Annotated in this window: 13 protein-coding genes; 6 read left to right on the top strand and 7 right to left on the bottom strand. The window is 39.4% G+C overall.

All coding sequences use genetic code 11. The features are described from left to right. The first annotated feature begins 31 nt into the window (after positions 1-31). On the top strand, positions 32-1,999 hold the full coding sequence (locus FJR08_RS21690) for a CHASE2 domain-containing protein (RefSeq protein WP_168634547.1): 1,968 nt from the start codon (positions 32-34) through the stop codon (positions 1,997-1,999). 11 nt (positions 2,000-2,010) lie between these two features. Here the strand turns inward: FJR08_RS21690 and FJR08_RS21685 are convergent, their stop codons facing one another. From FJR08_RS21685 to FJR08_RS21670, 4 genes are all read right to left on the bottom strand, one after another. After that, positions 2,011-2,928, bottom strand: a complete 918-nt coding sequence (locus tag FJR08_RS21685; protein WP_168634546.1) for an NAD(+) kinase — start codon at positions 2,926-2,928, stop codon at positions 2,011-2,013. Positions 2,929-3,011: 83 nt separating this feature from the next. Further along, complete coding sequence (locus tag FJR08_RS21680; RefSeq protein WP_168634544.1) at positions 3,012-4,013, bottom strand: SDR family oxidoreductase; 1,002 nt, start codon at positions 4,011-4,013, stop codon at positions 3,012-3,014. A 218-nt stretch (positions 4,014-4,231) separates the two neighbouring features. Then, entirely contained in the window at positions 4,232-4,444 is a 213-nt protein-coding gene (locus FJR08_RS21675; protein ID WP_168634543.1) for a hypothetical protein, read from the bottom strand. Continuing rightward, positions 4,396-4,500, bottom strand: coding sequence for a PetM family cytochrome b6-f complex subunit 7 (locus FJR08_RS21670; protein ID WP_015078782.1), 105 nt, complete (start codon positions 4,498-4,500; stop codon positions 4,396-4,398). Before FJR08_RS21670 ends, FJR08_RS21675 begins: the two co-directional genes overlap by 49 nt. 210 nt (positions 4,501-4,710) lie before the next feature. On the opposite strand from FJR08_RS21670, the gene pdxA reads away from it, so the two are divergent. Together pdxA and FJR08_RS21660 are read left to right on the top strand one after the other, a co-directional pair. Next, positions 4,711-5,754, top strand: coding sequence for a 4-hydroxythreonine-4-phosphate dehydrogenase PdxA (gene pdxA, locus FJR08_RS21665; RefSeq protein ID WP_168634541.1), 1,044 nt, complete (start codon positions 4,711-4,713; stop codon positions 5,752-5,754). Positions 5,755-5,762: 8 nt separating this feature from the next. After that, complete coding sequence (locus FJR08_RS21660; protein WP_168634540.1) at positions 5,763-6,059, top strand: DNA-binding protein; 297 nt, start codon at positions 5,763-5,765, stop codon at positions 6,057-6,059. Positions 6,060-6,069: 10 nt separating this feature from the next. Here FJR08_RS21660 and FJR08_RS21655 read toward each other — a convergent pair whose 3' ends face one another. The 3 genes from FJR08_RS21655 to moeB all read right to left on the bottom strand — a co-directional run bounded on the left by FJR08_RS21655 (position 6,070) and on the right by moeB (position 9,363). Then, the gene (locus tag FJR08_RS21655; protein ID WP_254434374.1) at positions 6,070-6,945 is read right to left on the bottom strand and encodes an endonuclease/exonuclease/phosphatase family protein; all 876 of its coding nucleotides are present in this window, start codon (positions 6,943-6,945) and stop codon (positions 6,070-6,072) included. A 152-nt stretch (positions 6,946-7,097) separates the two neighbouring features. After that, positions 7,098-7,814: a response regulator transcription factor gene (locus FJR08_RS21650; protein WP_168634538.1), complete on the bottom strand. Its 717-nt coding sequence runs from the start codon at positions 7,812-7,814 to the stop codon at positions 7,098-7,100. A 376-nt stretch (positions 7,815-8,190) separates the two neighbouring features. Next, on the bottom strand, positions 8,191-9,363 hold the full coding sequence (moeB, locus tag FJR08_RS21645) for a molybdopterin-synthase adenylyltransferase MoeB (RefSeq protein ID WP_168634536.1): 1,173 nt from the start codon (positions 9,361-9,363) through the stop codon (positions 8,191-8,193). Positions 9,364-10,150: 787 nt separating this feature from the next. Between moeB and FJR08_RS21640 the strand changes: the two genes are divergently transcribed. From FJR08_RS21640 to FJR08_RS21630, 3 genes are all read left to right on the top strand, one after another. Further along, on the top strand, positions 10,151-11,209 hold the full coding sequence (locus FJR08_RS21640) for a hypothetical protein (RefSeq protein ID WP_168634534.1): 1,059 nt from the start codon (positions 10,151-10,153) through the stop codon (positions 11,207-11,209). Positions 11,210-11,276: 67 nt separating this feature from the next. Further along, the gene (locus FJR08_RS21635; protein WP_217357549.1) at positions 11,277-11,864 is read left to right on the top strand and encodes a 4Fe-4S single cluster domain-containing protein; all 588 of its coding nucleotides are present in this window, start codon (positions 11,277-11,279) and stop codon (positions 11,862-11,864) included. 5 nt (positions 11,865-11,869) lie between these two features. Continuing rightward, positions 11,870-12,460: GTPase domain-containing protein (locus tag FJR08_RS21630; RefSeq protein WP_168634532.1), on the top strand; the 591-nt coding region annotated here is incomplete at its 3' end.

Here is a 12,460-nt window from a genome sequence, read left to right as displayed (position 1 = left end):
TTAGAGAAATCGGGGTTCTGAATGAATACAGATGTCAATAAGTAATCAAATGTTGTGGAGAAAAAGTTCGCAAATTAAATTTCTCAGCTTAGGAATAACTTGCAGTGTATTCTACAATTTCATCTTTTCCCAAATTCCTGTAGTTCAGAAATTGGAATTACAACTTCAAGATACTTTCCTGAGATTGAACCAGCCAAAAACTCCACCACCAGAAATTATATTAGTAAAAATTCAACCCCAGGATTTAGCCAATCAAAAGCTATCTTTAGGAAGATTATTTTATGCAGATTTAGTAGAGTATCTTTTAGAAGCTGGTGCTTCCGTCGTCGTTTTGAATCTCCACAATGACTGGGAAGAATCACCAGATTTTGAGTACCCAATCAAAACTACCGAATCAATCAATAAACCTTTAAAAAATCTTGTACAAAATCATCATAAGCAAATTGTTTTAGTCACACGCACCAGTTCAATTACTAATTCTAAAAAACCAAAATTTTTCATCTACAATCATCTTCTCCCTTTTGATAGTGAACGACTTCAACCTTTAATACCTCCTGAGACTATTCAGGGTTTTTTTGAATACGAACCGGAAGCAGAAGCACCCACACATTTAGGTAGTACGGCTCGAAGTTCCCATTTAGTCAGTCCGTTCTTTCTCTCAGAAAAAATTGACCAAATTCAAACCTTTAAATCCAATACCCTTCTAGCTTTAGAAAAGTGGGAACAGCAAGAGCAAAAAGTTCATCTTTCCTCACGACTTGCTAAAATTACAACTCCCGTAAAAATCAAGTTTTGGGGAAAGTCGGGAACTTTTCCTTTTCTGGAATTAACATCTATTTGTCAACCTAATAAAGATAAAAAATGTCTAGTTGCGTCTCCTCTCAAACTCTCTCAACAAGTCCGCAATAAAGTTGTTTTCATTGGTTTTGTAGAAGCGAACAACGTCCAAACAATGGCTATGTTGTCACCTTTCGGTGATAGTATGGCTGGGGTAGAAATTCAGGCTAATATCATGGCTAGTTTAATGACAGATTCATTTTTACAAATACCATCAAAATGGGTTGAGTTTATAATTGTTATTTTAGGAGGATTTTTAATAAGTATCGGTATTTATAATTATCAAAATTGGCGTTTATTATTAATAGTTTTTGCAATATTTAGCGGGTACTTGGGACCATGTTTAATTGTTTGGAAATGTAAATGGATCTTATTGATTATTCAACCTTTATTAGTGTGGATAATAACAGGAATATCTATTTTTATCTATTTTATTTTTGGACGACAAAAAGAGGTTATTGCATTACAAAACTATCAAATTACCCAACTCAAAGCGGCTGAACAAGAAGCGATTCTTTCCCGCACCCGCAAAATCCTCAATCGGATTGCTGCTGATATCCATGATGGGGCTTTACAAGAATTAAAATTGGTAATGGATAAAATTGAATTAGAATCTGATTTAGATATAGATTTAATTTTAGATAAATTGACAGCTTTAGGGCAGGAAATTAGAAATAAATTGAGCAATATTCGAGATTTAACCGAAAAAATGGTAGTAACTCCCATACTTCAAAAAGGATTAGATATAGGCATAAAAACCACAATCCAAGAATTAGTGAATTCTGGAAAATTAACTCTACAAGTAATTACAGAAATTCAGCCGCTTCAAGAACCACAATTCAACAGTATTTGGATTGAACACAGAGAAGAAATTTACCGCTTTTTCCGTGAAGCATTGAATAACGTCATCCAACACGCTCAACCACCTCACGGTACGGCTACCCAAGTATTTGTTAGTTTAGAGCAACAGGGAGATAAATGTACTTTAGTAATAGCAAATGATGGAGCTATTTTAGCATCTACTTATAGACCCAAAAAAGGCGGCTATGGTACTAAAATCATGGATACTATAGCCAACGAACTTCTAGATGGTGTATGGGAAATATCAGTTTTACCGAATGGAGAAGTGCGAGTTACACTAAGTTGGCATTTACCTAACTGAACAAGTGACAACTAAGGCAATTCCACAGAATTGGGTTTAGCAATATGTGGTAAACCCCAACCGAGTTTTTCCCGCAGCACACGGAAAAATTCCGGTGACTGGAGACGAATAAACCGGGCGCTATAGGGCGATCGCTCTAAATATACCCGATCTTCCGGTAAAACATAACATCCACCATTACCATCCACCACCATTACCAACCGGGGAATATTAACAGGATAGATATTAACTGGTTCACTATCAGGAAACACCAAAGCCCTAGAAGCCAGAGAATGGGGACAAATTGGGACTAACTGCAATACAGGGACACCAGGAGTAATTACTGGACCACCTGCGCTTAAAGAATAAGCTGTAGAACCCGTTGGGGTAGAAACAATAATTCCATCAGCCGCAATATCCACAGGTGAATGTCGCCCCACTGCGATTTCAAAATGGCACATACAAGTTAAAGGTTCTCGATGTAGCACCATTTCATTTAAACAGAGGGCTTCCCATTTTACCGTATCTCCCCGCATAACTTTAACGGTGAGCATAGCTCTATCTTCAACCTGATATGCACCCGCCATACACTGTTCTAAGGCTTGGGGCAATTGGTTAAGATAAGCTTCAGTCAAAAATCCCATGTGACCAGTATTTACCGTCAGCATGGGGATACCACAGGGGGCGACTAGGCGCGATGCTGCTAACACAGTTCCATCCCCCCCTAACACCACTGCAAATTTCATGTCTGAGTCAAAGCCAGGGGGCGTAAGACCTTCAATGGGGGTGTGCAAGACTGGACTATCTGGTTGAGAATAGCCCAATATCCCACCGATACTCGCTGTGATGTATACATCCCAACCAGCAGCGGTGAGCTTGTCTTTTAGTTCGATAGCGACACTACTCGCTATCGGCTTAACATCGTTGTAGATAATGCCTGCTTTCGGCACACTCAAATATCCAAGTTTAAGGGATGATTTTTCTGTATCTAATAGTTACACATTTTAGCCTAATGTCACCATTCGGCTGACATTTATTGACTATTGGCTTTGGAGGATTGTTTAAAGGGAGTCTTTTTACTTTTAAGCTTTTTACTTTTGGCTTTTTCGTAATCTAACTGTTTCAGCTTATTCATAATCCGACTGAAGTATTCTTGTAGATATGCTTCTAAGGTGGTAGTTTCTTGTTTGTCTAAACCAAAAACAGTATATACTTCGTCCATATTTTCTGAGTTTAGAGCTTTACCACCAGCTAAAACTTCTGTAAAAGCTAATCTATCAGCAACATTCCATCCCCATTGAAAGCAGCGCAGTAAATTTTGGACAGCCCGTAATAAACTGATAGGCATTCGTGTAACTTTTGCGTCTCTATCAGATAAGCGTTCACAAAGATTAATAATTTCCTCAGCACTCCAAGCACGAGTTCCCACAACTGGGAAAGCTTGCTTTTCTGTTTCTGTCACAGTCAAAGCCCGCACCGCGAATTTAGCAATATCCTGCGTATCCATATAGCCAATAGGTGAGGATGTTCCTGTTACCCATACTGGTTGTTTTTCTAAAATAGGTATGCCGTACTGACCAATTAACCCTTGCATAAATCCAGCTAAACGTAAAATTGTGTAGTTTAAACCGGACTCTGCTAAATATGCTTCTGTACATCGCTTAATTTCCATCAGCGGTACATTGGGGTATTTATCAGCATCTAAAATTGAAAAGAAGATAAATCTTTCTACACCAGCAGCTTTAGCGGCTTGAATTAATGCTACTTTGCCATCCCAATCCACTTCTTTAATAGTTAGTGAATCTGTGGCACGAGATGTAGCAGCATCAATAACTGCGGTTACACCTGTTAATGCTTCTGTCAGGGTTTGTGGATTACACAAGTTTCCCCGTACCAGTTCTGCACCCCATTCTTTGAGAAAAGCAGCTTTTTTAGGACTCCGAACCAGACAGCGGACTTTATACCCTTCATCAATTGCGCGACGAGCCACTTGTCTTCCCAAAGTGCCAGTTGCACCAACTATTAATAATGTCATGGGGTTGGTTATATATCTTAATGTTTATGAAAAGAATCTTAACAGAATTTAGTTATCTAAATAAAACTTTACATCTTTTTAATAAAAGATAGGAGTCAGCACTTCGACTTCGCTCAGTGTCCAGTCAGGAGTCACCGAGTCAGGAGTCACCGAGTCAGGAGTCACCGAGTCAGGAGTCAGGAGTTAGGAGTTAGGAGTCAGGAGTCAGGAGTCAGGAGTCAGGAGTCAGGATGAAGAATTAATTTTTCTTCCCCTACTTCCCCTACTTCCCCTGCTTCCCCTACTTCCCCTACTTCCCCTACTTCCCCTACTTCCCCTGCTTCCCCTACTTCCCCTACTTCCCCTACTTCCCCTACTTCCCCCGCTTCCCCCTGCTTCCGTTCTATTCTTCTGCGCCTTGAATTTTGAGTAACAAAGCGCCAATTGCCCAACCTACGAAGATTAGACCGAAAGATAGCATCGCTGCATTTAACATTTCGCCGCCCATTTGCTGTAATGCTCCTTTGTGGATTGTTGATTTATCTGAGACTGCTGAATTTGATTTGAAGGCTAAGATCTCATTTTTAACTCTAACAACTCAGGTACAATAGGTCTATCAGAAATATTTGGATTAGACCTATCAATAATTCTAAACCAATTTAGGGATGTCATCGGGAATGAGTGGAGATAGGCGGAGAAACCCCGCCCCTACAAAATCATGAGTAATCAAAATAACCGTCCGCGTTTGGTGCTGACCCTGGGAGATCCTGCGGGTATTGGTTCTGAGGTGATTTTGAAGGCTTTGGCAGATCCTCAAGTTACTCAAAATTGTGATGTGATGGTGGTAGGGAATAGAACTTTATTAACTAAAAGTTATGAAAATATCAGTAAAAATATTGAGAATTCTCTAGCTTTGGCTAATCCGGTTGATTTGTCTATAGTTGATGTCCCTATTGCTGGTGAAATTATCACAGGTGTGGGAAATGCAGCTAGTGGTGCAGCGAGTTTTGCTTATATGGAATATGCCATATCTCAAACTTTGGCAGGTGAGTTTGATGGAATTGTCACCGGACCTATCGCTAAATCTGCTTGGAAAGCCGCTGGTTACAACTATCCGGGACAAACGGAACTTTTAGCCGAAAAGGCTGGTGTTGAGCGGTTTGGGATGTTGTTTGTGGGGCGATCGCCTTTTACCGGTTGGACACTCCGCGCTCTACTTGCTACCACCCATATTCCTTTATCTCAAGTAGCTGCGACTTTAACACCGCAGTTGTTGACAAAGAAATTAGATTTACTGGTGGAGTGTTTAGCAAATGATTTTGGGATTAAACATGGCAGAATTGCGATCGCTGGGTTAAATCCCCACAGTGGAGAAATGGGACAACTGGGAACAGAGGAAATAGATTGGTTAATTCCCTGGTTGGAATCAGAACGCCAAAAACGCCCGCATTTACAGCTAGAAGGACCCATGCCCCCAGATACAATGTGGGTAAAACCGGGTATTGCTTGGTATGGTAATTCCGTGATCAAAAATCCTGCTGATGCTTACTTAGCACTTTATCACGATCAGGGTTTAATTCCGGTGAAGTTGATGGCTTTTGATCGGGCTGTAAATACTACCATTGGTTTACCATTTGTGCGGACTTCCCCGGATCATGGAACGGCTTTTGATATTGCGGGAAAAGGGATTGCTGATGCGACAAGTATGAAAGCAGCTATCCAGTTAGCTGTGGAGTTAGTGAAGAAGGGGTATAGAGTCTAGTCGAAACAATGCCTAGAAGTACAAGTTATCACGCCAAACTAATTAAATACTTACAAGATCCTCTAGAAGCAGCAGCTTATATTGAGGTAGTTATAGAAGAAGGTGATCCTATTATGTTAAATAAAGCACTCAAAAATGTGATTGAGGCTCAGGGTGGAATTGATAATTTTTCCGTAGCAGTACAGCAATCCTACGATAGATTTGCCCAAATTCTTGCTGAAAAAGGAGAAATTGAATTTTATTCTTTGACTAATGTACTTGATGCTTTGGGATTGCAGTTAGCCGTAACCGTGAAGTCAGCTTGAATTATGCAAATTAGAAAACTGTTAATTTCACAATCACTGGAAAATGGTCAGAAGGCCATACCCCTTCCCACTGTTCACGATCAATAATAACTTGTTCTGTCTGAAAAGCGCAGCTATCGCAATATATAGTATCAATAGCATCCCCAGCTTCCCCTGTAAAATCGTGAAAAGTTTTCTGTTTTTCTAGAGGAAGAGTAGCTAAAGGATCTTGTAATTTTTTACCATTTCTTAGAGGGGATAGAAAAATTTGCCGTTCTGGAGTATCAGGATTGGCGTTAAAATCCCCTGTGAGAAGTAAGTAGTTTTCTGGAGGAAATTCCGCCAACCGTTGACTAATTAAAGCTGCACTTAACTCTCTAGATTTGGCATTTTCGTGATCTAGATGGGTATTTAATATAGTTAAAGATAGACCAGGATTAGTAACTTCAAAATTAGCCCACGTGGTCATCCGTGGTAAACGAGTTCCCCAAGTAATACTACCAGGAATTTCTGGAGTATCACTGAGGTAAAAATCTTGTGTTTCTTGAAGTTTAAAGGATTGGGGATTATAAAAAATTGCACAATGTTCACCGCTTCCTGTACCAGTGCGATCGCCCCCAATAATGTTATATTCCGGTAAGAGTGCTTGTAAATCTGCCAGTTGATCAGATTTACCCTCCTGTGTACCCAATAAATCCGGTTTGTAGTGTTGAATTAAAGAAGCAATCGCCCCTACACGCTTTTTCCACTGACGCACCCCAGGATCTGGTTTGTCATAGCGGAGATTAAAAGTCATCACAGTAATTTGCATAGATATTTTTAAACTGATAGTTTGGACAAAACCAGAGAAGATGAGAAATACTCTGAGAATATCCTGTAAAAGAGAAAAACTAAAGATTTTATCCAACCCCTAAGTAGATACAATTCCCTGACTGACTTTAGCTCCAATATCTACCAATTAATCACCTTAATCATCTAATCAAGCCTCAATATCATCACCGAACTAATTAGTAGATTTGACCAAATTGTTCAGTTATCCAACAACCCTTTTTTCAAAATTTAACTTGCGGTGTTGTCTGGTGGATCAAACTTATAACCATAACCCCGTACCGTTTTAATATACTCCGGCATACTAGAATCAACTTCCATTTTCTTCCTAAGTTGGCCAATATGCACATCAACAACCCGTCCATCTCCCACATAATCACAACCCCAAATCTTTTGGATCAGTTGGGTACGACTCCATGCTTGTCCAGGGTGGGTAGCTAGAAAATGTAAGATATTAAACTCCAAAGCAGTTAAAGCTAAAGCTTTATTATTGAGTGTTACCTCTCGCGCTTCTGAGTTAATAGCTAACTGATTGAAAGTGAGGCGTTGTGACACACTGGACTGGATATAGCGAACACGTCTTAATAGGGCTTCTACCCTAACTTCTACCTCAGCTAGACTAAATGGTTTGGTTAAAAAATCATCAGCACCAGCAGCCAAGACTTTAATTTTATCAGCTTCATCATTGCGACTGGTAAGCATCATGACTAACACATTGGTACGACTTTGCATTTCCTGGCAAAGTTTATAGCCATTTGCATCTGGTAGATTCCAGTCTAAAATTACTAAAGCGGGATTAAATTGCTCAAATAAGACAAGAGCGGTTTTACCATCTGCTGCTGATTCTATTTGATATTTCCGACTCAAAAAACGCTGAATCAGGTTACGGACACTAGAATCGTCATCTACAATCAGAATCTTGGAATTATTTGTGGAAAGCGTATCCATAATGGAATTTATGATTGTTTTGGCAATTTGCTGTGATGATAGATGCTGCAAAAGTAGTATTTTTGAAAGTAAATTTACCCTCAATTCTGTTAATTAACCTCACCTACCCGGAAACTGCTATAGCTAAATTTTCCATGAAGTTTATGCAAACTTTAGACATCTTACTCTTTAAAAGAAGTATAAGTAATAGACAATTTTGGTATTTTTTAAAGATTTTTTTGTATAAATTAGATACATAAATCAAATTATATTTCCATGTATTAACTATAAAAAGATACCCGAATCATCCAAGAAATCGGGTATCTTGTTGTTGAGATCAGATTGGGGATAGTTAGAGGTTTTTCCCAAACATTATCAACAATCCCGCCCAAAATTATTAATACTGAGGAACAGAAGCGTCTACTTCTTGACTCCAAGCATTAATTCCCCCTTTCACATTTGTGCCAGTAATTCCCGCTTCCTTGAGGATAGCCAAGGCTTTCGCCGAACGTCCACCCAGTTTACAATGAGCAATTAAACGGTGTCCATTGAGTAATTCCTTCACCTTAGCCACACCATCACCATTTTCAATATCTGGTAAAGGGACTAATACTGAACCAGGAATTTTAGCAATTTGATACTCGTGAGGATTACGCACATCTAGCAGCACAAAGTCCTTTGCACCACTATCTAATAACGCCTTCAATTCCTTCACAGTCATTTCTTGAATTTCCATCTGCTGTTTCGCTTCTTCGGCTTGGGCTTGGGGAATCCCACAGAATTGTTCGTAATCTATCAGCTTGTCAATAACTGGACGGATGGGGTTAGGACGCAGTTTCAACTCCCGGAATTTCATATCCAAGGCGTTGTAAAGCACTAGTCTACCACTCAAGGTAGTACCATTCCCCAGAATAATTTTCACTGTCTCTGTGGCTTGAATAATCCCAATCATTCCCGGTAAAATTCCCAGAACTCCACCTTCTGCACAGGAAGGAACCATTCCTGGTGGTGGTGGTTCGGGATATAAGTCACGATAGTTGGGTCCACCTTCATAGTTAAAGACGGTTGCTTGTCCTTCAAACCGGAAGATAGAACCGTAAACGTTGGGTTTATCTAACAATACGCAAGCGTCGTTGACTAAATACCGCGTTGGGAAGTTATCAGTGCCATCAACTACGATATCGTAAGGACGAATAATATCCAGGGCGTTTTCGGAACTCAACCGAGTTTCATACAAATCAACCTGACAATGGGGGTTAATTTCATGAATCCGGTTTTTTGCTGATTCGATTTTGGGTTTACCTACCCAGGATGTCCCGTGAATAACTTGACGTTGCAGGTTAGAGGTATCCACAACATCAAAATCAACAATACCAATTCTGCCTATACCTGCTGCTGCAAGATATAACAGTAATGGTGAACCTAGTCCACCAGTACCGATACAGAGTACACTGGCGGCTTTTAGGCGTTTTTGCCCTTCCATGCCCACTTCTGGCAAAATTAAGTGGCGGGAATAGCGTTCGTAGTCGTCTTTCGTCAACTGGATTTCATCCAGATTGGGATTTAGCATAGCAGTTGTAGGAATCAGCGCGGAGTATTAATGTTAACTTAAATTTGCTAATTTTATCAGTTTAATTGTCTTGGATTGAAACTGGTGGTTGTCGTCAAGAGTCCAGCTTTGCAGTTCACCAGATTGAGCATTTTGTAGGGATAATATATCACATACAGCACTTTCCGGTGTTATGAGGTACATATCCAGCGGGCAAGATGCCCGCACTACAAGAGTTTCATAATTCAAGTTTGTACCTCATTAGAGCGAAATCTGCTGTAAGAGTATTCTGGGCAAGAATACAGTTCATCTAGATCCCGGTTTCGGGCTGTTTAATGAAATGTAAATAGCCTTGATGTTTGCTGACGAATGTAAATTTTATGCAACAATTAAGTGATATTTAGATAATTGTAACTCAAAGATATACTAATATAGGAATCCGGTTTGATTGTTGTTCATTATACTGAGACTCAATCGTTGATTCGATGGGGTTTACGGTTTACAGCTTGTTCAAAAATCAAATAGTAGCCCTATAAGTAGGTGAACGGAAAAAAACCGTAGACGCGGAGCGGCTTCTCGAAGAGTAATATGTAACGAAAAGTAAAATCGCCCAAACCCTCTTCACTCTTGCCTCTTGCCTCTTGCCTCTTGCCTAGTGCCATAACGACGATTTTCAATGCTAACCTACTTATATCTTTGAGTTACATTTTTCTTAAAAAAGAATTAAATTTTAATTAATTATGTCTTTGCTGCCAAAATTTGCCTCCACAGTAGTAAATCAGAAAAAACAAGTAGCAGGAAATAGAATATGAGTGGACAAAAAACATTTAACGTCACTGCTGGTATTTCTACCGCATCACAACCCGGTTTTTTTGATGGTATAGCTTCTGCATTACAAGCATATCAGGAACGCAAACGTCAAGAAAGAGAAGCTGCTATTAAAAGAGAGCAAGATATACAACAAAAAATTGCTCAATTTCGTTCTGGTGCTACTAGAAAAAAGATTGTTGTTCAAGAACCTCAACAGGTTAAATTAATAAATACTGAAGTAAATAAAGCCTTATCTCAGGATGCACAAAGACAAGTGCAGAATTTGAAAAGGCAATTACCGAAGATTAAATCAGAATATCAAATTTTGATTGATCGGCAATTATTGGAAGCAGCAAGTGTGCAACAAGCTATTCAGAAGACGGAAAGGGCATTACAAAATAATAATTTAACTGATGCTCAAACCTACTTGCAAGCATTAGATGATGCGCGGATTCAGGTAATTCAACAACTCAAAGTAGAGTGGACAAAACAGTTTGAATTTCTGCAATCTAGACTCAATAATTTACAGTCAAGTCTTCCTAATCATATTACTCAACAATTACAAATCAAAATAAATGATCTGTGTAATAGTTGGCAGAGTATTTCTGATGAAGAGATAGAAATTTTCCATCAAGAAATTAGTAGCTACGAATCTCAAGCAGAGCAAGTTTATACTGCGGCGAAAAATTTAGTAGCATCTTGGCAAGAAGTTGGTTATGTTGCCAAGATTACGGAAATTAATGATGGTGATGTAGTTATTAATATCGAAACCCATGAGGGAGTAAATACGCAAATGCGAATTCAGTTTGATGGTCAACAAATTGATTTAGCTGGTCCTCATGATGAAGAAGGTGATTCTTCCTGTTCTAGTCGGACTTTTGATGTGATTGAACTGTTTCAACAGCAAGGTTATCAGGTGGAATGGACTGAGTGGAATGGTGAACCTGTGGACAAAGAATGGCGGAATGTGGACATGGGGATTATTTCCGTAAAAACAACTATGGAGTCTGATTTTAAGAATACATCTGAGCGACGTTCTGAAAGTATCGGCGATTAGAAATCGCGGCTACACAGGCAAAACCCACCTACGTGGGTTTCAATCTCTTAATTTAAGATGGTAAATGATGACAAAACCGCTATTGCTAAATATAGCCGCTTGGCTGCCTCGATCTTGTGCTAATGGTCCAGGAACTCGGATGGTGATTTGGGTGCAAGGTTGTCCTTTTCAGTGTCTAGGTTGTCAAAATCCTGACTATTTGCAGTTTAAGTTAAATCAGGTGGTGACTGTAGAGGAAATGTGGCAAAAATTCCAAGCATTACCAGATTTAGCGGGTATTTCCATTTCCGGTGGTGAACCTTTTGCTCAAGCTGTGGCTTTGGCAGATTTAGCACGTCGCGTCCAATCCGTAGGTAAGACGGTTATTTGTTGGACAGGGTATCAACTACAACAACTACAATTCAATAATATCCCTGATAGTCAACGGTTACTAAATCATATAGATTTATTAGTAGATGGCTTATTTATACAACAGCAAATTAGTAATCAACCACTAAGGGGTTCAAATAATCAAAAACTGCATTTTTTATCTGGGCGAATTGTTGAGACTGATTTGGTGAATATACCGCGTCAGGAGTGGGTATTAGGTTCAGAGACATTAACATATACGGGTTTTCCTGTGGAATACAAGCAACTTGATCAGGGTGGGGTATAAAATAGATGAGTATTGTGGTGATAGGCGATCGCAAAACCGGAAAAACCAGCATGGTCAGAGCCTTGACTGAACATGGGAAATATGTAAAAATCAGTAATATCCTAGCTAGTGACTTATACAATCCCAGCACCAAGGAAATAGCAGGTACAGCACAATTAGATACAAGAACCTTAAACATGGAGGTGGATTTACCAGCTACCGGAGTAAGACAACTAAATATTTTATGGATTGATACCCCTGGAGAGTTTTGGAGTAATCCCCAATATCGGAAAGATTATCCAGCAGCTTGGCAAGGAATGGAAAATAAAGTCAAGGAAAGTAAAGCCGTGATTTTAATGTTACCTCCCCACCAAAGTCTAGTTTCTAGCACTCGCATAAATATTGCTGCTAATCATCTTCAACCAATTGATACATTACCAACTAGTGATCAATGGGTGAATGGTTTACAGAACTGGTTCGACTTTTTACAACAGAATTGTCAACGAGTCAAACACATAATTATTGCCCTCCATAAAGCTGATTTATTTTGTGATGTAGAAGCAGAAGGAAAAGACTGGAGATATCGGCCAGATAGAGGTGGTGCAGCCCCTTGGTAC

The organism is Dolichospermum sp. UHCC 0260 (assembly GCF_009711985.1).
GTDB lineage: Bacteria > Cyanobacteriota > Cyanobacteriia > Cyanobacteriales > Nostocaceae > Dolichospermum > Dolichospermum lemmermannii.
This window is presented reverse-complemented; position numbering and strand designations above follow the sequence as displayed.

Coding starts and splice junctions, on each gene's coding strand:
- FJR08_RS21690 (WP_168634547.1), top strand. CDS start 32: ATGTCAATAAGTAATCAAATGTTGTGGAGAAAAAGTTCGCAAATTAAA.
- FJR08_RS21680 (WP_168634544.1), bottom strand. CDS start 4,013: ATGACATTATTAATAGTTGGTGCAACTGGCACTTTGGGAAGACAAGTG.
- FJR08_RS21670 (WP_015078782.1), bottom strand. CDS start 4,500: ATGGGCGGCGAAATGTTAAATGCAGCGATGCTATCTTTCGGTCTAATC.
- pdxA (WP_168634541.1), top strand. CDS start 4,711: ATGAGTAATCAAAATAACCGTCCGCGTTTGGTGCTGACCCTGGGAGAT.
- FJR08_RS21660 (WP_168634540.1), top strand. CDS start 5,763: ATGCCTAGAAGTACAAGTTATCACGCCAAACTAATTAAATACTTACAA.
- FJR08_RS21650 (WP_168634538.1), bottom strand. CDS start 7,814: ATGGATACGCTTTCCACAAATAATTCCAAGATTCTGATTGTAGATGAC.
- moeB (WP_168634536.1), bottom strand. CDS start 9,363: ATGCTAAATCCCAATCTGGATGAAATCCAGTTGACGAAAGACGACTAC.
- FJR08_RS21640 (WP_168634534.1), top strand. CDS start 10,151: ATGAGTGGACAAAAAACATTTAACGTCACTGCTGGTATTTCTACCGCA.
- FJR08_RS21635 (WP_217357549.1), top strand. CDS start 11,277: ATGACAAAACCGCTATTGCTAAATATAGCCGCTTGGCTGCCTCGATCT.